The organism is Pseudomonas sp. GB2N2 (assembly GCF_054897705.1).
The window spans coordinates 3,215,234-3,234,577 of sequence record NZ_CM142701.1 but is presented as its reverse complement, the minus strand read 5'-3'; the positions used below and the strand labels follow the sequence as shown (position 1 = coordinate 3,234,577).

General features: G+C 59.9%; 16 protein-coding genes and 2 tRNA genes. 4 read left to right on the top strand and 14 right to left on the bottom strand.

What is annotated here, in order from left to right; translation table 11 throughout:
• Positions 1-38: 38 nt before the first annotated feature.
• On the top strand, positions 39-401 hold the full coding sequence (locus tag ACYZT4_RS15055) for a diacylglycerol kinase (RefSeq protein ID WP_401323354.1): 363 nt from the start codon (positions 39-41) through the stop codon (positions 399-401).
• Here ACYZT4_RS15055 and ACYZT4_RS15050 read toward each other — a convergent pair.
• Positions 398-1,324, bottom strand: coding sequence for a LysR family transcriptional regulator (locus ACYZT4_RS15050; RefSeq protein ID WP_461980853.1), 927 nt, complete (start codon positions 1,322-1,324; stop codon positions 398-400). The two genes, ACYZT4_RS15055 and ACYZT4_RS15050, sit on opposite strands and share 4 nt — an antisense overlap.
• A 122-nt stretch (positions 1,325-1,446) precedes the next feature.
• Here ACYZT4_RS15050 and fpr point away from each other — a divergent pair, with 122 nt between their 5' ends.
• Positions 1,447-2,226 (top strand): ferredoxin-NADP reductase, encoded by a 780-nt coding sequence (fpr, locus tag ACYZT4_RS15045; RefSeq protein WP_461980851.1) that lies wholly within the window; start codon positions 1,447-1,449, stop codon positions 2,224-2,226.
• Positions 2,227-2,279: 53 nt separating this feature from the next.
• Here fpr and tsaA read toward each other — a convergent pair whose 3' ends face one another.
• The 6 genes from tsaA to rimO form a co-directional block, all read right to left on the bottom strand.
• Positions 2,280-2,990 (bottom strand): tRNA (N6-threonylcarbamoyladenosine(37)-N6)-methyltransferase TrmO, encoded by a 711-nt coding sequence (tsaA, locus tag ACYZT4_RS15040; RefSeq protein WP_461980849.1) that lies wholly within the window; start codon positions 2,988-2,990, stop codon positions 2,280-2,282.
• Between the two features lie 78 nt (positions 2,991-3,068).
• The gene (locus tag ACYZT4_RS15035) at positions 3,069-3,839 is read right to left on the bottom strand and encodes an SDR family oxidoreductase (protein WP_461980847.1); all 771 of its coding nucleotides are present in this window, start codon (positions 3,837-3,839) and stop codon (positions 3,069-3,071) included.
• Positions 3,840-4,000: 161 nt separating this feature from the next.
• Complete coding sequence (locus ACYZT4_RS15030; RefSeq protein ID WP_461980846.1) at positions 4,001-4,468, bottom strand: YehS family protein; 468 nt, start codon at positions 4,466-4,468, stop codon at positions 4,001-4,003.
• A 74-nt stretch (positions 4,469-4,542) separates the two neighbouring features.
• The gene (locus ACYZT4_RS15025) at positions 4,543-5,253 is read right to left on the bottom strand and encodes an rRNA pseudouridine synthase (RefSeq protein ID WP_461980844.1); all 711 of its coding nucleotides are present in this window, start codon (positions 5,251-5,253) and stop codon (positions 4,543-4,545) included.
• Positions 5,254-5,344: 91 nt separating this feature from the next.
• The gene (locus tag ACYZT4_RS15020; RefSeq protein ID WP_461980842.1) at positions 5,345-5,818 is read right to left on the bottom strand and encodes a GNAT family N-acetyltransferase; all 474 of its coding nucleotides are present in this window, start codon (positions 5,816-5,818) and stop codon (positions 5,345-5,347) included.
• Between the two features lie 113 nt (positions 5,819-5,931).
• Entirely contained in the window at positions 5,932-7,269 is a 1,338-nt protein-coding gene (rimO, locus tag ACYZT4_RS15015) for a 30S ribosomal protein S12 methylthiotransferase RimO (protein ID WP_461980840.1), read from the bottom strand.
• Positions 7,270-7,559: 290 nt separating this feature from the next.
• On the opposite strand from rimO, the gene ACYZT4_RS15010 reads away from it, so the two are divergent.
• Positions 7,560-9,461: a potassium transporter Kup gene (locus ACYZT4_RS15010; protein ID WP_461980839.1), complete on the top strand. Its 1,902-nt coding sequence runs from the start codon at positions 7,560-7,562 to the stop codon at positions 9,459-9,461.
• A 226-nt stretch (positions 9,462-9,687) separates the two neighbouring features.
• On the opposite strand, the gene ACYZT4_RS15005 is transcribed toward ACYZT4_RS15010, so the two are convergent.
• The 5 genes from ACYZT4_RS15005 to ACYZT4_RS14985 form a co-directional block, all read right to left on the bottom strand.
• Entirely contained in the window at positions 9,688-9,951 is a 264-nt protein-coding gene (locus ACYZT4_RS15005) for a DUF3077 domain-containing protein (RefSeq protein ID WP_461988691.1), read from the bottom strand.
• A gap of 627 nt (positions 9,952-10,578) precedes the next feature.
• Positions 10,579-11,874, bottom strand: a complete 1,296-nt coding sequence (locus tag ACYZT4_RS15000; protein WP_461980837.1) for a virulence factor family protein — start codon at positions 11,872-11,874, stop codon at positions 10,579-10,581.
• On the bottom strand, positions 11,874-14,516 hold the full coding sequence (mprF, locus tag ACYZT4_RS14995; RefSeq protein WP_461980835.1) for a bifunctional lysylphosphatidylglycerol flippase/synthetase MprF: 2,643 nt from the start codon (positions 14,514-14,516) through the stop codon (positions 11,874-11,876). The genes ACYZT4_RS15000 and mprF overlap by 1 nt, the downstream gene beginning before the upstream one ends.
• A 278-nt stretch (positions 14,517-14,794) precedes the next feature.
• A tRNA-Met gene (locus tag ACYZT4_RS14990) sits at positions 14,795-14,871 on the bottom strand.
• 193 nt (positions 14,872-15,064) lie between these two features.
• A tRNA-Met gene (locus ACYZT4_RS14985) sits at positions 15,065-15,141 on the bottom strand.
• 301 nt (positions 15,142-15,442) lie between these two features.
• Here ACYZT4_RS14985 and dinB point away from each other — a divergent pair.
• The gene (gene dinB, locus ACYZT4_RS14980) at positions 15,443-16,504 is read left to right on the top strand and encodes a DNA polymerase IV (protein WP_461980833.1); all 1,062 of its coding nucleotides are present in this window, start codon (positions 15,443-15,445) and stop codon (positions 16,502-16,504) included.
• A gap of 54 nt (positions 16,505-16,558) precedes the next feature.
• Here the strand turns inward: dinB and ACYZT4_RS14975 are convergent, their stop codons facing one another.
• Positions 16,559-17,512, bottom strand: coding sequence for a hypothetical protein (locus ACYZT4_RS14975; protein ID WP_461980831.1), 954 nt, complete (start codon positions 17,510-17,512; stop codon positions 16,559-16,561).
• A gap of 17 nt (positions 17,513-17,529) precedes the next feature.
• Entirely contained in the window at positions 17,530-19,245 is a 1,716-nt protein-coding gene (locus tag ACYZT4_RS14970; protein WP_461980829.1) for a proline--tRNA ligase, read from the bottom strand.
• Positions 19,246-19,344: the final 99 nt, after the last annotated feature.

The window sequence follows — 19,344 nt, the reverse complement described above, 5'->3', positions numbered from 1 at the left end:
ACTAGCTTTCCCACTTCCTTTTGGTCAGTTGCTATTTTATGTCCCCTTTCAAAGGCCAGACCGGCCTGAAACGCATCCTTAACGCCTCCGGTTACTCGCTGGACGGCCTGCGCGCAGCCTTCACCGGTGAAGCGGCTTTCCGGCAACTGGTGTTGCTCAACGTCATCCTGATTCCGATTTCGTTCTTCTTGAGCGTCAGCCGCGTCGAACAGGCGCTGCTCATTGCCGTCTGTCTGTTGGCCTTGATCGTCGAATTGCTCAACTCAGCGGTGGAAGCGGCGATCGACCGCATTTCCCTTGAGCTGCACCCGCTGTCCAAGAACGCCAAGGACATGGGCAGCGCCGCGCAATTCGTGGCGTTGACCATGATCGCGCTGGTGTGGGCGGTGATCCTGCTTTAAGCGATGGTGGGCAGCACGATCTCGTCGCTGCGCTGAACCCCGGCGGTGAAGGCGCGGCACAGGTCAAGGAATTCGCGCATCGCCGGTGTCTGAAATTTCTGTTTGTGCCAGATGAAATAGAACTGCCGCGCCAAGTCCAGGTCCGGTGTCTCCACCGGCACCAGACTGCCGCGACGGAATGCATCGCGCAGTGCCAGGCGCGAGATACAGCCAATCCCCAATCCTGACTCCACCGCGCGCTTGATCGCTTCGGTGTGCTCCAGTTCGAGGCGTATGTTCAGCGAGCTGCGATGGTGACGCATGGCCTGGTCAAAAGTCAGCCGCGTGCCAGAGCCTTGTTCGCGCAAGATCCAGGCCTCGTGGCTCAGTTCTTCCATGCTCGCCGTGCCGCGGACAGCCAGCGGATGCTGTGGCGCACAAAACACCACCAGTTCATCTTCGACCCAGCTCTGCACTTCAATGTCCGGATGACTGCAATCGCCTTCGATCAGGCCCAGATCAATTTCATAGTGAGCGACTTGTTGCACGATGTTGGCAGTGTTCTGCACGTGCAGTTTCACCTGGCTTTCCGGATGACGCTGCATGAAGCTGCCGATCAGCAAAGTCGCCAGGTAATTACCGATGGTCAGGGTCGCGCCGACCGCGAGGGAGCCGAAACCCGACTTGCCGTTGAGCAGGTCTTCAATTTCCTTGGCCTGGTCGAGCATTGCCACCGCTTGCGGCAATAGCTGCTTGCCGAGGGCGTTAAGGCTCAGCCGTTTGCCGGCGCGGTCGAAAAGCTGACAGCTCGACTGGCGTTCCAGCTCGGTGATCGAAGTGCTCGCCGCCGATTGCGAGAGGTTGAGCAGGCCTGCAGCACGGGATACGCTGTCCTGCTGGGCGACGGCGACGAATACTTGAAGTTGACGGAGAGTAAATCGCATATCTATATAACCGATAACCCTTATCTTAATAATCCATTTAACAGATATTGTCGCTGCGATTAGAATGCGATGCAATTGCGCACATGATCGGCGCAGGCAAAATCCCCAGGAGTCCCACGTACATGAGCAACATGAACCACGAGCGTGTCCTCAGTGTTCACCACTGGAACGACACTCTGTTCAGCTTCAAGTGCACCCGCGATCCGGGCCTGCGCTTCGAGAACGGTCAGTTCGTGATGATCGGCCTGCAACAGCCCAACGGCCGGCCGCTCATGCGCGCTTATTCGATTGCCAGCCCGAACTGGGAAGAGCATCTCGAGTTTTTCAGCATCAAGGTGCCTGATGGTCCGCTGACTTCCCAGTTGCAGCACCTGAAGGAAGGCGACGAGATCATCATCAGCAAAAAGCCTACGGGCACGCTGGTACTGGACGACTTGAAGCCTGGCAAACATTTGTACCTGCTGAGCACTGGTACCGGTCTGGCGCCGTTCATGAGCGTCATCCAGGACCCGGAAACCTACGAGCGTTTCGAAAAAGTGATCCTGTGCCACGGCGTACGTTACGTCAACGAAGTCGCCTACCGCGAGTTCATCACCGAGCACCTGCCGCAGAACGAGTTCTTCGGCGATGCCCTGCGTGACAAGTTGATCTACTACCCGACCGTGACCCGCGAGCCGTTCGAAAACGAAGGCCGCCTGACCGACCTGATGCGCAGCGGCAAGCTGTTCAGCGACATCAGCCTGCCGCCGATCAACCCGCAGGACGACCGCGCCATGCTGTGCGGCAGCCCGAGCATGCTCGACGAAACCAGCGAAGTGTTGAACAGCTTCGGCCTGAAAGTTTCGCCACGGATGCGCGAGCCGGGTGATTACCTGATCGAACGTGCGTTCGTCGAGAAATAAGCCAACGCATCGCCGAAAACCCCCCATTGCCTGCAGAGGCAATGGGGGTTTTTTTATGCCCGATCCAGGTTGGAGGCCGGAATGACTTCAAGGACGCTGATCACGCCTGCCTGCGGATAGTGCCACCGCACATCCACATCCCAGAACTGCGCGCCATATACCCGCTCAGGCGCAGGTGTTTGATAGGCCGGGCGGGGGTCCTGCGCCAAACATTGCTCAATCAACTCGACCAAAGGCTCTTCCAGCCGCTGAGCATGACCATGCGCCTGTTGCAGCGCCGAATCCGTCCACTGCACGGGAATCAGCTGCGGCGGCGCGCTGGCGATGCTGTTGGACGCCGTGTCAATGATGTCGGCATAAGGCACGTAGGGCTTGATGTCGAGAATCGGCGTGCCATCCAGCAAGTCGATGCCGGATATCCACAGGCGACCAGCTTCGACCTTGTCCAGCTTTACCACGGACTGGCCGATGCCATTGGGACGATGCGTCGCACGGGTGGCGAACACGCCCATGGATTTGTTGCCGCCGAGACGGGGAGGGCGGACTTTCAGCCGTGGTTTTTCCTCCAGCGCCTGGTGAAACAGGAACAGCAGCCAGACGTGGCTGACCTGCTCCAGACCTTGCACTGCATCACCCTGATCAAATGGCGCTACCAGTTCCAGCACGCCACGGGCAGCGGGCGCCAGTTGCGGCTGGCGCGGGATGGCGAACTTCTCCTTGAAGCAGGAGCGCACGAAGCCGATGGGGGAAACGCTATAGGTCATGGTTTGGGGGCGGGCGAAGTTGGGTGGGCATGATAACCCGTTCACCCGGTATTCAGTTGTGCCTTTACCGGCCCCAATCTAGAGGTTGAACCCACCATCCAGAGGAATAATATTCCCCGTCATATACGCCCCAGCCGTACTCGCCAGGCTGATCGCCAACGCCGCCATCTCTTCCTCCCGGCCCCAACGCTTCATCGGAATCAACGCCGAATCCTCCGCCAGCGCCTTCTCGTCGTTGCCGATGTGCTGGGTCATCTTGCTTGGAAAGCGTCCTGGCGCGATCACGTTGACGTTGATGTGCTCAGTCACCAGTTCCCGCGCCAGAATCCGCGACAGTTGGTGCAGGGCTGCCTTGCTCGGCCCGTAGGCATAGGCCTGCTCGCCGAAGGAAGAAATCCCCGCCACTGAGCCAATGTTGATAATCCGCGCCGGATTCGCCGCCGAACCGGCTTTCTTCAGCAGCGGCAAAAACTGCTGGATGCAGTTGAACACCGACGTCACGTTGAGCTGCATGACTTTTTCCCAGCCCTTGACCGGATAACTTTCCAGCGGCGCGCCCCAAGTGGTGCCGGCGTTGTTCACCAGAATGTCCAGGTGGGTGATCTTTTCGCCCAGTCGCGTGGCCAGTTGCAGCACACCCTCTTCAGTGGCCAGATTGGCGGCCACGCCATGGCAACGCCCGAACGCACTCAACTCGTCAGCCGTTTGCTGACAGGCCTCGGCATCGCGGGCGCAGACGTACACAGTGGCGCCGGCCTCTACGTAGGCCTTGGCAATCATTTTGCCGATACCACGGGTGCCGCCGGTCACCAGAGCGGTGCGGCCTTGCAGGGAGAAATACGGGTGCATGGCGAATCCTGAGAGCTGAGGGTCTTTACACCCTAGTCGTCAGCCGCTTGAAGCGGAGCCACTATTTTTGCGCGGAATGGGAGGCCATGCGGCCCAGCTACAAGCCACAAGCCACAAGCCACAACGGGCTTGCGGCTTGCGGCTTGCAGCTTGCAACTGCTTCAGGCTCTCACGCGCAGCGTGAGCCCCTTGAGGAAGTTGCGCAGCAACTGATCGCCGCAGGTGCGGTAGTTGGTGTGGCCGAACTTGCGGAAAAGCGCGCTTAGCTCAGGCTTGGACACCGGAAACTCGGCGGCCTTGAGGATCGCGTGCATGTCGTCTTCCTTCAGTTCAAACGCCACGCGCAGTTTCTTCAGGATGATGTTGTTGGTCACCGGCACTTCGATCGGCTGCGGCGGACGGCTTTCGTCCTTGCCGCGCTTGAAGATCACCAGGCCGTCGAGGAAATGCGCCATGACGTCGTCCGGGCAGCGCACGAAGCCTTCTTCGTCTTCCTCTTTCTTGTCGAGGTAGGTCAGCAGGTCTTCCAGGGACACGTCCATGCCACCGGTCTTGATGATCTCGATGACTTTCTTGTCGCTGATGTCGAGCATGTAGCGCACGCTGCGCAGTACGTCGTTATGAATCATGGTGTGCAATCCTGATATCGGCAGTGGGCGCCGCATAAACAGCGGCGCCGGAATGTAGGGCGGCGTGAAAAGTCTTAGAACTTCTCTTTGCCGGACAGGTAGCGCCATTGCCCCAACGGCACTTTGCCGATGGACACGCCACCGATGCGGATGCGGCGGATGGCGACGACCTTCAGGCCGACGGCCTGGCAGAACAGGGCAATCACGCCCGGTTGTGGGTTCTTCATCGCAAAGCGCAGGCGGTTTTCGTTCTGCCAGCTGGCTTTGACCGCTGGCAATTCCTTGCCCTTGTACGTCAGACCGTGGTTCAGGCGGTTGAGGCCATGAGCCACCATGTCACCTTCAACTTCGACCACATACTCTTGCTCGATCTTCGCGGAGTCGGCCGTCAGTTTGCGCAGGATCTTCCAGTCCTGGGTGAACACCAGCAGGCCGCTGGCGTTGGCCTGCAGGTCGGTGCTGGCGGTCAGGCGCAGGAAATGGCCCTTGAGCGGACGTTTGCTGAAGCGGTGTTCTTCGCTCAGGGTTTCGGCGCTGATGGTGGCCATGGCCGTTTCCGCGTCCATGCCCACCGCCACATTGAACAGGATGGTCACCGGCTCTGGCGCGGTGGCCTTGGCCTCCGGGTCGAGCTCAACTTTCTGGGTGTTGACCTTGAACTGCGGCTCGTCGATGACTTCGCCGTCCACGGTGACCCAGCCGCCCTCGATGAACAGCTCAGCCTCCCGACGGGAACAGCCGACGAGTTCGATGAGGCGTTTGGAGAGACGAATCGGGTCAGTCATGACAGGGCCGTAACAAAAAAGGGGTGGGCATTGTACCTGCTGGGCGCCGGTTAATCCCGGCTCCATTTCACCGTTGGGCTTTTTGTAGGGGTCAGCCATTGCGCGTCTGTTGCTGAGCCTGGCGCAACCGCATGTGCAGCAGGGGATAAGGCTGCCCCATCCCGTCATGTTCCGTGCGGCCGATCACCTCGAAGCCCTGCTTGAAGTAAAACCCTAATGCCTGCGGATTCTGCTCGTTGACGTCCAGTTCATCGGCGTTCAGGTGTTCCATGGCATAACGCAGCAACAATTTCCCCAAGCCTTGGCCCCGATGAGCAGGGTCGATGAAGAGCATTTCGATCTTGCCCGCCGCGACGCCGGCGAACCCGGTGATGCGCTGGCGTGAATCTTTGGTGCAGATCAGCATCACCGCGTCGAGATAGCGGGTCAGCACGAGGTTTTTCAGCAGTTCGATGTAGCTGTCCGGCAGAAAGTCGTGGGTGGCGCGCACCGATGCTTCCCAGACTTGTGTCAGTTCCGGGTAGTCACTCAGTGTCGGCGTGTGGATGACTGAACGTTGGCGCATGGCCGAATGCCCCTTTTGCAGTGGAGTGTGCGAGTCCTTTCTCACCTGAAACGATAGCCGTAAAAAAGCCCCGCATCTCGTCAAGAGCGCAGGGCTTTTTGTATTTTTTGCGTTTAGATCTGTTCAGCCCACAGGTCGTATTCGTCGGCGTCGGTCACTTTGCACCAGACCTTGTCGCCCGGCTTCAGGTTGCTGCCGTTGTCGATGAACACGTTGCCGTCGATTTCCGGCGCGTCGAAGAAGCAGCGGCCGACGGCCCCTTGCTCGTCGACTTCATCCACCAGCACTTCGATTTCACGGCCGACGCGCATTTGCAGGCGTGCCGAGCTGATGGCTTGCTGGTGCGCCATGAAGCGGTCCCAACGGTCCTGCTTGACCTCGTCCGGGACCACGTCCAGGTCGAGGTCGTTGGCCGGTGCGCCTTCGACCGGCGAATACTGGAAGCAGCCGACGCGGTCGAGCTGGGCTTCGGTCAGCCAGTTGAGCAGGTACTGGAAGTCTTCTTCGGTTTCACCGGGGAAGCCGACGATGAACGTCGAGCGGATGATCAGGTCCGGGCAGATCACGCGCCAGTTCTTGATCCGAGCCAGGGTCTTGTCTTCGAACGCCGGGCGTTTCATCGACTTCAGGACTTTCGGGCTGGCGTGCTGGAACGGGATGTCCAGGTACGGCAGGATTTTCCCGGCGGCCATCAGCGGGATCAGCTCGTCGACGTGCGGGTATGGGTAAACGTAGTGCAGGCGAACCCAGACGCCGAGGGTGCTCAGGGCTTCGCAGAGTTCGGTCATGCGGGTTTTCACCGGCATGCCGTTCCAGAACCCGGTGCGGTATTTCACGTCGACGCCATAGGCGCTGGTGTCTTGGGAAATCACCAGCAGCTCTTTGACGCCGGCCTTGACCAGACGCTGGGCCTCGTCGAGCACGTCGCCGACCGGACGGCTGACCAGTTTGCCGCGCATCGACGGGATGATGCAGAAGCTGCAGCTGTGGTTGCAGCCTTCGGAAATCTTCAGATAGGCGTAGTGGCGGGGGGTCAACTTGATGCCTTGCGGCGGCACCAGGTCGATCAGCGGGTTGTGATCCTTGCGCGGCGGCACGACGTCGTGCACGGCGTTGACCACTTGCTCGTACTGCTGCGGACCGGTTACGGCCAGCACGCTCGGGTGCACGTTGCGAATGGTGCCTTCTTCGACGCCCATGCAACCGGTGACGATGACCTTGCCGTTTTCCTTGATCGCCTCGCCAATCACTTCCAGGGATTCAGCCTTGGCCGAGTCGATGAAACCGCAGGTGTTGACCACCACGACGTCGGCGTCCTGATAAGTGGACACGACGTCATACCCTTCCATGCGCAGCTGGGTAAGGATGCGCTCGGAGTCGACCAGTGCTTTGGGGCAACCCAGGGATACGAAGCCAACCTTAGGATTGGCCGACGCGGGAGTGGTGGACATGTCTAACCTCGGTATTTGTGACGCCTCCAGCCGCAAACGGGCAAGGCGTTAATCGGGCGCTTGGCTGCGCCTCTGATCAAAAAGTGCGCAATTCTATCGATCAGTTGCGCAGATGACCAGCTTTATGGAGGGAAATACGACGAGTGCTGCGCTATGCTTCGCGCCGTTGGGCTTTACCGATTTTTTACAGTCAACGAAACGTCTGTAACGTGAAGTAAAACAGCGCATGCTGCGTGGCAAAGCATAGTGCTTCTTCAAAAGAAGCCCGGTCTGGGTAGTAGGAGTGGTGGATGGGTCAGGCAAGTAGTCAGGCAGCGAGCGCCGGGCATTCGGCGGCAAAGCCGATCGGCATGCTGGTCGCGGCAGTCGGGGTGGTTTATGGCGATATCGGCACGAGCCCGCTGTACACGCTCAAAGAGGTGTTTTCCGGTGGTTACGGTGTACCGGTCAACCATGACGGCGTGTTGGGCATTCTAGCGCTGATCTTCTGGTCGCTGATCTGGGTCGTCTCGATCAAGTACATGATGTATGTACTTCGCGCCGACAACCAAGGGGAAGGCGGGATCATGGCGTTGACCGCGCTGGCTCGGCGAGCGGCGGCAGGTTATCCGAAGCTGCGATCGCTGCTGGTGGTCTGCGGGCTGATCGGCGCGGCGCTGTTTTATGGCGACAGCATGATCACCCCGGCGATCTCCGTGCTCTCAGCGATTGAAGGCCTGGGATTGGCGTTCGATGGCATCGACCATTGGGTGGTGCCGCTGTCGCTGATCGTGCTGGTGGCGCTGTTCTTGATCCAGAGTCACGGCACCGCGAGAATCGGCATTCTGTTCGGGCCGATCATGGTCACCTGGTTTCTGGTCCTGGGCGCGTTGGGCGTCTACGGCATCCTTCAGCACCCTGAAGTGTTGCACGCGATGAACCCGGTCTGGGGCGTGCGCTTCTTCATGGATCACCCGGGCATGGGCGTGGCGATCCTCGGTGCGGTGGTGCTGGCCTTGACCGGTGCCGAAGCGCTGTACGCCGACATGGGCCACTTCGGGCGCAAGCCGATTGCCCGCGCCTGGTTCATCCTCGTGTTGCCGGCGCTGGTGCTGAACTACTTCGGTCAGGGTGCCCTGCTACTGGGTGACCCGGAAGCGGCGCGCAACCCGTTCTATCTGCTGGCGCCGAGCTGGGCATTGATCCCGCTGGTGGGGCTGTCGACCATGGCCACGGTCATTGCTTCGCAAGCGGTGATTTCCGGCGCGTTCTCCCTGACCCGTCAGGCGATCCAGCTCGGCTACATTCCGCGCATGCACATTCGTCACACCTCCAGCGCCGAGCAAGGCCAGATCTACATTGGCGCGGTGAACTGGTCGCTGATGGTCGGCGTGATCCTCTTGGTGATCGGCTTTGAATCCTCCGGCGCCCTGGCCTCCGCCTACGGTGTGGCCGTAACCGGCACGATGCTGATGACCACGATTCTGGTGTCGGCGGTGATGCTGCTGTTGTGGAAGTGGCCACCCGTATTCGCCGTGCCGCTTTTGCTCGGTTTCCTGTTGGTAGACGGCCTGTACTTTGCCGCCAACGTGCCGAAAATCGTCCAGGGCGGGGCCTTCCCGGTGATCGCCGGTATTGCGCTGTTCGTGCTGATGACCACCTGGAAACGCGGCAAGCAACTGCTGGTGGAACGCATGGACGAGGGCGGTTTGCCGCTGCCGATTTTCATCAGCAGCATCGCCGTGCAACCGCCGCATCGTGTGCAGGGCACCGCCGTGTTCCTCACCGCGCGCCCGGACGCCGTGCCCCACGCGTTATTGCACAACCTGCTGCACAACCAGGTGCTGCACGAGCAAGTGGTGCTGCTGACCGTGGTGTACGAAGACATCCCGCGGGTACCGCCGACCCGGCGCTTCGAGGTGGATTCCTACGGCGAAGGGTTCTTCCGGGTAATCCTGCACTTCGGCTTCGTTGATGAACCGGATGTGCCACAGGCGCTGAAGCTGTGTCACCTCGATGACCTGGATTTCAGCCCGATGCGTACCACCTACTTCCTCAGCCGCGAGACGGTCATCGCCTCCAAACTGGAAGGCATGGCCCGCTGGCGTGAGGCGTTGTTTGCGTTCATGTTGAAGAATGCGAATGGTAATTTGCGCTTCTTCAATCTGCCGCTGAACCGGGTGATCGAGTTGGGGACGCAGGTCGAGATGTAACCCCGCCACATCAAAAAGCCCCCGTTGCCATGAAGGCGGCGGGGGCTTTTTTGTGCCTAACACTTTATCCGAACAAACGACGATCCCCTGTAGGAGCGAGCCTGCTCGCGATGGTCGTGAACGATAACGCGTAAAACCAGATGCCCCGCGGCGTCCTCGGGTTTTTCGCGAGCAGGCTCGCTCCTACAGTGGGTTTGTGGCGTCTGTTGGGATTGCGTTCAGGCCATTATTTTTTGGCTTCGATTCTCGCCGGAGGAGGCCCCTGCAACACCTTCATCGCATCATCAATCACCGCTTTGCTCATCGCCGTCAAATAATGCGCGGCCCAGATGTGCCGGTCGGTATCGCGGTTGAAGGCCGCCTCTCGGGTCAGGTCCTTGGAGAGGAACAGGAAGTCAGAGGCCATGGCCAGCGCATCACCGAGGGGCACGTCTCGACTGACACGGAACAGCGCCTGGTTTGAGCAGTAGATGAAGGGGGTGAGGCCGATGGTTTTTAGATCTGAGAGGTCCGACGGATTTGTTTTTTGTCATGGTGAAGCTCCTTGACGTAAGAGGCTGCCACGTTCGTTTCCAATCGAATGGGTGGCAGCTGTGCGCAGGTTGGAAAACCGGAGCCAAGGAAACCGGCACGCCCAGGGGCGTCCCACGCACAGCCGCCATAACAAAGATCACAGCCGTAAAACGACTGCCGTCCTGATGGGGTTGTTGTTTCGCTTGACTTGACGGGTTTCCAAGCCCGATCGCTGAATGTTCAGCGACGACCCGAGACTATCCCGCCAAAGAAAAGCGCAACAAGGCATCAAACTGCCCAAAAAACGCGATTCGGAGTTTGCCTACAAGGTCTGCGGACGTCATCCGATATTTCGACACCTTAAGTAAACGAAACTAAACACGGCGAGCGGTTTGATGCATTGCAGGGAAGGCTGTGGAAATCCCTGTGGGAGCGGGCTTGCCCGCGATGACGGTGGCCGCTTCGACATTGATGTCACAGACATACCCCCATCGCGGGCAAGCCCGCTCCCACAGGTATCTGCGGCGTTTTGAAGATTGAGTACGCATTAAAAAGCCCCCGCAACCGTTAGGCAGCGAGGGCTTTTTTTGTCGGCGGGTTCAGTTCACTCCTGAGCCGCCGCATCCTTCGCCTGGCGCTTCTCGATCACGTCCACCAGCCGTTGGGCCAGTTTCGGGTAGTTCTCGTCGAAGTGGTGGCCGCCGGGGAGTTTGATGGCTTCGCCGACGGCAGTCTTGTCGGTGCAGCCGCTTTCGTCGATTTCTTCTTCACCGAAGATGCACACCACTTTTTCCGGTGGCAACTTGGCCATTTCCGGGCCGGTGGCGGCTTCTTTGCCGGCGTTGCCGAGCCAGCCTTCGACTTCGATTTCGAAGCTGCCGGTGCGGGCGAAGGCCAGTAGGATGATGGCGTCGACGCGTTGCTGTTCCGAGGCTTCCAGACGGTTGTAGATGGCTGGCAATACGTCGGCGCCGAACGAATAGCCGGTCAGGATGAAGCGCTTGGTGCCCCATTTCTGCCGGTAGTGCTGCATCAGTTCGGCGAGGTCCAGCGCGCTTTGTTCCGGGCTCTTGTGCTGCCAGTAGTAGCGCAGGGTGTCGATGCCGACCACCGGATAGCCGATCTTGGCCATTTCGCCTGCGACGTCGCGGTCGAGGTCGCGCCAGCCGCCGTCGCCGGAGAGGAACAGGGTGACCGTATCCTTGGCCTGGCCGGCCGGCACTTCAACCACCGGGATCTGCAGGCCACCCGCGGCCTTGTCGCCGCCGACGAGGATTTTGCGCAGTTCGTTGTTCAGCACTTGCGGCAGGTTGATGTCGTAGTCGCTGATGCTGGTTTCGGCGTTCGGTTGGTCGCGTACGAAGCCCGCGCTGGCGTCGTCCGGGTTGTCGTTCCACGCTACCAGCCAGTGGCCGTGAGCGGCGCTTTTTGGAAACAGGTGGGTGCAGCCGGGTTTTTCCAGGGCCAGGTCCACCGAAACGGCCTGGGCCTTGTCGTCTTTCTGCTCGGACAACCAGCGCCACGCCAGCACGGCACCAGGGCCGATGCCGCTGACCAGGGTCGCCGGGCCTTTGAGTTCTCTCAAGCCGGCTTGCAGGGCGCGGGCTTGCAGCAGGCATTCCTTGGGCAGGATCACCTGAACAATCTGCGCCGCGCCGGTGCGGCTCAGGGTCATCAATTGTTTGTCGCTGAGCTTCTGTTCTTCAGTGACCGCCACCAGCACTTGCGCGCGCGGGGTGGTGCCGGGAATGACGCGGGTCAGCACGGCACCGTCGGCCGGTGTCAGCCGTTGCAGGGTCGGTTCTGGCGCCGGGCGTTTGAGGTACCAGTAACCGCCACCGAGAATCAGGGCCAGCACAACCAGCGTGGCCAGGACGTAGCGCAAGGAGCGTTGAATCATCAGCGTTTCACCAATCCAGTCAAGCCGCCCGCAATCAGGGCAGCAGTGTCGGCCAGGGCAACCAGCGGATCAAGTCCGGCGGGCACGGCCATATAACGGGGTTCCCAGTCAGGCTGGAATTTGTCTTTGAAGCGGCGCAAGCCTTGGAAGTTGTAGAGCTGCTCACCACGGCGGAACACCATCGAGCCCAGACGCTGGGTCAGTGGCGCGCCACGACGGGGTTGCAACCCCGACAGCGGCACCATGCCCAGACTGAAACGCGCGTATCCCTGGTTTTTATAATGTTGAATCAGGCCGACCATCATGAACTCCATGGTCAGCTTCGGGGCCTCCGGGTGTGCGCGCATCAGGTCGAGGCTGGCCAGGTCATGGCCAAAGGTCTCGAGCAAATTGGCGAACGCCACCGGACGCCCTTCGAAACGAATCACCGCGACGCGGAAATGCTTGAGGTAGTCATCGCTGAAACGGCCCAGGGAGAAGCCTTTCTCGCGCACGTTCTTGCCCGTTAGCCAGGCATCGGAAATCACCCGTAGCTCATCCATCGGCGCATGTCCTGGCTCATGAATCTCCAGCGACAAGCCGTCGCGAGTGCCACGGTTCCACGTGTAGCGCAGGTCCTTCATCTCTTTGCCCTTGGCCTCGAGATCAAAGCGCTGCAGATCGACCCGGGCTTCTTCGCCCAGCTTGATCGCGGTCAGGCCGATGTCCATGTAGTACGGCAGATTTTCCGCGCGCACTTGGTAGAACACCGGGCGGGCGTGGTGGATGTCGCAAAGGTCGCGGAACTGCCAGATCATTTCGGCCCGCTGCTGGGTCGGCCCGATCGGGTCGTACAGTGCTACCAGGCTGCGGCCACGACGGGCATACATCAGGAACGCTTCGTCATTAGGGTGAAACAGCAGCGCCTTGTCACCGGTCAGTGCGAGGCCGCCATCCGGTTGAGCCGAGGCCATCAGAATCTTTACCGCGCGATCCAGTTCATCCGGTGTCGGCAGGTGAATGATCGGGCGCGCAGTACGCAGCAGCCAGGTCAGGGACACCACCACCAGTAGCACGGCGGCACCGAGCAGCGAGCGCAAGCCACGGGGCGCATCGGCGTCGAGGGTGAACTGCCACCAGAGCTGATGGCTGTACGGAACGTCCTGATAGGCAAACAGCAGCAGCCAGATCGAGGCGCCGAGCACGCACAGGCTCGACACCAGGTACAGCGGCGAAAACGGCAGTTCGGTCAAGCGGCTCGCGCGATAGAACGAGCGGCGGAAAACCCCCAGCAGGCTCGCGGTCAGGATCATCAGGCTGGCTTCTTCCCAGTCGAAGCCCTTGAGCACCGAGAGCACGGCCCCGACCAGCAACAGAATGGTGGTGAGCATCCACGCGGCCGACAGGCGCCGACGCAGGCCCTGAGCCAGCAGCAGGCACAGCACGCCCACCAGGCTGGCGCCAAAGTGCGAGGCGTCGACCAGTCGATGGGGAATGAGGAAACCGATGTGTTCCAGGCGGGTATCGATTTCCGGGGTCACGCCGGAAAACAGCAAGACCACGCCCGACAGGAACACCAGCACCGCCAGAATCGGTGCAGCCAGGCCGGAAGCGGCGCGCAAGGACTGGCGGGTCTGAAACAGGCGTTGACCTTCGTTGATCAACAGCAGCAAACACGCCACCAGTAACGGCAGCACCACGTAGATCAGGCGATACAGCAGCAGCGCGGCCGCCAGTGGCGCGGCGCCGAGTTTGTCGGCGAAGGCGGCCAGCAGAATTGCTTCGAACACACCAACGCCACCGGGAACATGGCTGAGCACGCCGGCGGCCAACGCCAGCAGGTACACCAGCAGGAACGCACCGAAGGGCGGCGCTTCGGGCAACAACAGATACAGCACGGTCGCGGCGGCAGCCACATCGAGAGCAGTAATGATCAGTTGCAGGAACGTCAGACGGCGGCCGGGAAGGCGCAAGGTGCGACGACCGGCCTTGACCAGCAGACTGTCCGGATACGGTTGCTCCGGCAGGCGGCGCTTATAGATGCCGACAGCCAATACGCTGAACAGCAGCAGCACAGCAACGGCAATCGCACCGAGCAGTGCCTCGGACAGACCCAGGGCGGAAGAGGCGGCGGGCAGGTTGCTGAGCGTCGCGAGGGCGGCCAGCGGGGGCAGGGCGGTGCCAAGCGAGAGGCTGGCGAACAGCGTCATGTGGGCAACGTCAGAAGCCCCCAGGCCATAACGCGCGTACAAGCGATAGCGAACCGAGCCCCCCGACAGCATCGACAGGCCGATGGCGTTGCCAATGGCGAATGCGGTGAATCCGCCCAGCGCGAGGACGCGCGGCGCCAGGTTCACGCCGGCATAGCGGCTGGCCGACCATTCGTAGCCGAGCAAAATGATGAAGCCGGCGACGGTCGCAGCCAGCGCACCGAGGAGTGCCGGTTTTGGAACATCGAGAATCGAGTCATGCAGAGCGTACAGATCGAGTTCGCTCAACAGGTGGCGACAGGCAATCAGCGCGATAGCGAACAACAGCAGCGTGACCGCCAGGCCGAGGGGCTGACGGTATTTGCTGACCAGATCAAGCAAGCGCAAACGCTCGGGCTTGATAGGTTGTGTCGCTGTGACGGTGTCTTGTGGATCAGACGAGTTGGCGCGCATCAATCACCTCTTGGATTGTGCGCGACAGGATGGAGGTATCCAGCCAAGTTACCAATCCCTGTAGAAAAAAATAATCACAAATATTAACGCCTCTCACCGGTTGTGGGTGAGGGCATGCGTTCCGTCGTGACAGGTATTGTCTGCGATTCAGCATAGTCTGATCTCAGCGCTTTGTTGATCCCTGGCGTGTCACGACAGAATGACAGGTCATTGTTGCGAAAGGACTTTTTCAGCAGATACAAAAAAGGCCACTCTTTCGAGTAGCCTTTTTTGATGTTTGGTTGCGGGAGCCGGATTTGAACCGACGACCTTCGGGTTATGAGCCCGACGAGCTACCAGACTGCTCCATCCCGCGTCTGTGTGGCGGCATTCTATAGAGATACGCCGGGCTGTCAACCGTTAATCCAGAAGCGGGTCAAATAAGCGTGAATAAGCGGCGAACGGTCGCAGGGGAGCGCTAAGTTTAGGAATCTGAACGACTTCTGGTTTCGACCTGAAACAGGCGCGCACAAAAAAGGCCACTCTTTCGAGTAGCCTTTTTTGATGTTTGGTTGCGGGAGCCGGATTTGAACCGACGACCTTCGGGTTATGAGCCCGACGAGCTACCAGACTGCTCCATCCCGCGTCTGTGTGTCGGCATTCTACAGAGGATCGCCGGGCTGTCAACCTTCAATCGGGATAAAACCTGTTCTGCTTCAACCGCTTAGCTTGAAACGAGGGCAATGTAACCGGCTGTAAGTCAGGCGCGGCAAGGCTTGCAGCTCTATCGGGAGACGGATTTCAATTGAGAAAATAAATTCATCGGTATCTTTTCCTACCATTGGTGAAGAACATTCGGACTACTGGTGCTATATACAGGTGTCAGTGAGATACTGCCGATCCTGCTTTCCCTGACTCCATTTCTTCGCCATGACCACCGCTTTTATATGACCCAGCGAAAAATCATCCACGTCGATTGTGACTGCTTTTACGCCGCCATCGAGATGCGTGACGACCCGCGCCTGGCGGGCAAGCCTCTAGCAGTCGGTGGTTCGGCGGATCGGCGCGGGGTGATTGCCACCTGCAACTATGAAGCGCGAGCGTATGGCGTGCGTTCGGCGATGTCGTCCGGGCATGCGTTGAAGTTGTGCCCCGACCTGACCATCGTCAAGCCGCGCATGGACGCCTATAGAGAAGCGTCGAAGGAAATTCATACGATCTTCAGCGATTACACTGACCTGATCGAACCGCTTTCCCTCGATGAGGCTTTCCTGGACGTATCGGATTGCGCGCATTTCGGCGGCAGCGCCACGCGCATTGCCCAGGATATCCGTCGCCGCGTGTCCAACCAGTTGCACATCACAGTCTCGGCGGGCGTGGCGCCGAACAAATTCCTGGCGAAGATCGCCAGTGACTGGAAAAAACCCAACGGCTTGTTCGTTATCACCCCGGATCAGGTCGAGGACTTTGTCAGTGGATTGCCCGTGAGCAAGCTGCACGGCGTTGGCAAAGTCACCGCCGACAAACTCGGAAGGCTCGGCGTCGTCGATTGTTCGCATTTGCGCGAGTGGGACAAGTTGGCGCTGGTGCGTGAATTTGGCAGTTTTGGTGAACGCTTATGGAGCCTGGCGCGTGGGATCGATGACCGGTTGGTGCACAACGACAGCCGGCGGCAGTCGATCAGTGTCGAAAACACCTACGACGTTGATCTGCCGGATCTGGTGAGTTGCCTGGATAAATTGCCCGAGTTGCTGGAAACCCTGGCGGGTCGGATGGCGCGGATCGACAGCAGCTATCGACCGGGCAAGCCGTTCGTCAAAGTAAAATTCCATGACTTCACCCAGACCACATTGGAGCAGGCCGGGGCAGGGCGGGATCTTCAGAGTTATAAGCTGTTGTTGACCCAGGCATTCAATCGCGGCGGGAAACCGGTGCGGTTGTTGGGGGTCGGGGTGAGGCTGGAGGATTTGCGGGGCGGGTTTGAGCAGATGGAATTGTTTGAGCGGTAGTTCAGTGGCGGTTAAAGGGCCTCATCGCGGGCTTGCCCGCGATGTTTTTCAGGCTTAATTCGGTCCTGGATCGGCTACGAGTCGCCCGGCATCCCGGGTCAACGACTTGAGAAACTCGGTCTGCAACTCAGGATCGTTACGCGTCAGCTCAATCAGGCTCTGTTCCAGCTCACTGGCTTCTTCTTCCAGACCCAACTCCGACAGGCGCTTGACCCGGTGCACCCACTGGCGCACTTCGTCGTCTTCAAGGTCGTCGTAAATCAGCTCGTGCGCTTCCAGCAGCTTGCCGCGCAGCGAACTGCTGACCGCCAGCGAGGAGTCGGTGTGCACATCGTCCTGACCGTCTTCGACCCTGATCAGCAATCGACTGAGGTGATTAATGTCGTGTTCGGCGAACGGGCTGTCCAGCAGATTGATCCGCAATACGCCGTTTTTGTCGGTGGTCAGCTCGAAGGTTTCCTTGCCGGCCTTGACCTCCACCGGACGCTCGCTCCAGGGCAGGCTCGAGTATTCGGTGCGCTTGTCGAGCTGGACTTCGTCGATGCCGGCGAGGTTCTGCTGGGCACGGCCGTGGGACGGCGCGTTCATGAACGGGTTGAGCCCGGCGACGCCGTAGCTGATCCAGTCCTTGGTCACGCTGTCCGGCAAATTGCCCAGGGCGAAAACGTTGACTACGTTCGCGCCGACGCCGGCCACCACAGCCACCGCCCCCAGCGGGATCTCGTAAATCTCCCGCCAGGGTTGGTAAGGCGTGTAGCGATCGTAATGACGAGTGACTTCGAATTCAGTGACTTCGAAAGTTTTCTGCTCGTGGATCTTCACCCGACGTTGCGGCAGCTCAAGGACCTTGGGCTCACCGACATCGATCTGCAGGCTGTGATCGAGCAATTTACGCTCGACACGTTCCTCGTGCTCGCTGCGTTGTGACATCTGATTGGCACAGCCGCTGACCAGCAGGGCGCCGCACAGGGCAGCACCACCGAGGCCTAAGGTGTTTCGCTTGAACATGACTTCTCTATCTGGTGTCAGCGGCGGATTCGGGCCTGGAGGAAAGACAGCACGTCAGCGACCGGAAGCGCTTGCGCTTCGGCCTCGGTGCGGCTCTTGTATTCCAGATTGCCTTCGGCGAGGCCGCGGTCACTGACCACGATCCGGTGAGGAATGCCGATCAGCTCCATGTCCGCGAACTTGATGCCCGGGCTGGTTTTCTTGTCGCGATCGTCCAGCAGCACTTCGAAACCGGCTGCGGTCAATTCTGCATACAGCTTGTCGGTCGCTTCGCGAACCTGCTCGTTGTCGTAGCGCAGCGGTACCAGCGCGATCTGGAAGGGGGCCAGTGTGTCGCTCCAGATGATCCCCTTGTCGTCGTTGCCCTGTTCGATGGCCGCAGCCACCACGCGGGAAACGCCGATGCCGTAGCAGCCCATTTCCAGGGTGACTGGCTTGCCGTTCTCGCCCAGCACTTCGCACTTCATCGCTTTGCTGTATTTGTTGCCCAGCTGGAAGATGTGCCCGACTTCGATGCCGCGCTTGATTTCCAGGGTGCCTTTGCCGTCAGGGCTAGGATCGCCAGCCACCACGTTGCGCAGGTCGGCCACCGTCGGAACCGGCAGATCACGCTCCCAGTTCACGCCGAAATAGTGCTTGTCGTCGATGTTCGCACCGATCCCGAAGTCACTCATCAGCTCGACGGAACGGTCGATGATGATCGGCAATGGCAGGTTCAACGGGCCCAGGGAACCGGCGCCGGCGCCAATGGCGTCGCGCAGTTCGCTTTCGGACGCCATGACCAGCGGGCTGGCAACGCCTGGCTGGTTGGCGGCCTTGATTTCGTTCAGCTCGTGGTCGCCACGGATGATCAGGGCAATCAGCTTGCCGGCTTCTTCAGCGTGGACCACCAGGGTCTTGATGGTTTTCTCGATCGGCAGGTTGAAGCCTTCGACCAGTTGCGCGATGGTCTTGGCGTTCGGGGTGTCAATCAGGCGCAGCTCTTCAGCCGGTGCAGGGCGGGAGGTTTCCCGTGGCACGGCTTCGGCTTTCTCGATGTTCGCCGCATAGTCGGAACCGTTGCTGAAGACGATATCGTCTTCGCCGGAGTCGGCCAGTACGTGGAACTCGTGGGAACCGGCGCCGCCAATGGAGCCGTTATCGGCTTCTACTGGACGGAACTTCAGGCCCAGACGGGTGAACACGTTGCAGTACGCCTGGTGCATGCGGTCGTAAGTGACCTGCAGCGAAGCCTGGTCCGCGTGGAACGAATAGGCGTCCTTCATGATGAATTCGCGGCCGCGCATCAAACCGAAGCGTGGGCGGATTTCGTCACGGAATTTGGTCTGGATCTGATACAGGTTGATCGGCAGCTGTTTGTAACTGCTCAATTCGTTGCGCATCAGGTCGGTGATCACTTCTTCGTGGGTCGGGCCGGCGCAGAAGTCGCGACCGTGGCGATCCTTGAAACGGAGCAATTCAGGGCCGTATTCTTCCCAGCGACCGGATTCCTGCCACAGCTCAGCCGGTTGCGTGCTCGGCATCAACACTTCAAGAGAGCCGGCGGCGTTCATTTCTTCACGAACGACGGCTTCGACCTTGCGCATCACTCGCAAGCCCATCGGCAGCCAAGTGTACAGGCCCGAGGCGAGTTTGCGGATCATGCCGGCGCGCAGCATCAGCTGGTGGCTGATCACGACCGCGTCGGAAGGCGTTTCTTTCTGTGTGGCGAGCAAAAATTGACTGGTGCGCATGGTTGGCCGTTGTCGGTTGCTGATGACGAGAAATGACGGAGCATTGTACGGGCGAGATCTGCTGGCGTACAGGCGCGCGGTCGGTGGTGTGGCAGGAGA

What these genes read in the sequence shown, in the direction of transcription:
- ACYZT4_RS15055 (WP_401323354.1), top strand. Translation starts at nt 39, where the DNA reads ATGTCCCCTTTCAAAGGCCAGACCGGCCTGAAACGCATCCTTAACGCC.
- ACYZT4_RS15050 (WP_461980853.1), bottom strand. Translation starts at nt 1,324, where the DNA reads ATGCGATTTACTCTCCGTCAACTTCAAGTATTCGTCGCCGTCGCCCAG.
- fpr (WP_461980851.1), top strand. Translation starts at nt 1,447, where the DNA reads ATGAGCAACATGAACCACGAGCGTGTCCTCAGTGTTCACCACTGGAAC.
- tsaA (WP_461980849.1), bottom strand. Translation starts at nt 2,990, where the DNA reads ATGACCTATAGCGTTTCCCCCATCGGCTTCGTGCGCTCCTGCTTCAAG.
- ACYZT4_RS15035 (WP_461980847.1), bottom strand. Translation starts at nt 3,839, where the DNA reads ATGCACCCGTATTTCTCCCTGCAAGGCCGCACCGCTCTGGTGACCGGC.
- ACYZT4_RS15030 (WP_461980846.1), bottom strand. Translation starts at nt 4,468, where the DNA reads ATGATTCATAACGACGTACTGCGCAGCGTGCGCTACATGCTCGACATC.
- ACYZT4_RS15025 (WP_461980844.1), bottom strand. Translation starts at nt 5,253, where the DNA reads ATGACTGACCCGATTCGTCTCTCCAAACGCCTCATCGAACTCGTCGGC.
- ACYZT4_RS15020 (WP_461980842.1), bottom strand. Translation starts at nt 5,818, where the DNA reads ATGCGCCAACGTTCAGTCATCCACACGCCGACACTGAGTGACTACCCG.
- rimO (WP_461980840.1), bottom strand. Translation starts at nt 7,269, where the DNA reads ATGTCCACCACTCCCGCGTCGGCCAATCCTAAGGTTGGCTTCGTATCC.
- ACYZT4_RS15010 (WP_461980839.1), top strand. Translation starts at nt 7,560, where the DNA reads ATGGGTCAGGCAAGTAGTCAGGCAGCGAGCGCCGGGCATTCGGCGGCA.
- ACYZT4_RS15000 (WP_461980837.1), bottom strand. Translation starts at nt 11,874, where the DNA reads ATGATTCAACGCTCCTTGCGCTACGTCCTGGCCACGCTGGTTGTGCTG.
- mprF (WP_461980835.1), bottom strand. Translation starts at nt 14,516, where the DNA reads ATGCGCGCCAACTCGTCTGATCCACAAGACACCGTCACAGCGACACAA.
- dinB (WP_461980833.1), top strand. Translation starts at nt 15,443, where the DNA reads ATGACCCAGCGAAAAATCATCCACGTCGATTGTGACTGCTTTTACGCC.
- ACYZT4_RS14975 (WP_461980831.1), bottom strand. Translation starts at nt 17,512, where the DNA reads ATGTTCAAGCGAAACACCTTAGGCCTCGGTGGTGCTGCCCTGTGCGGC.
- ACYZT4_RS14970 (WP_461980829.1), bottom strand. Translation starts at nt 19,245, where the DNA reads ATGCGCACCAGTCAATTTTTGCTCGCCACACAGAAAGAAACGCCTTCC.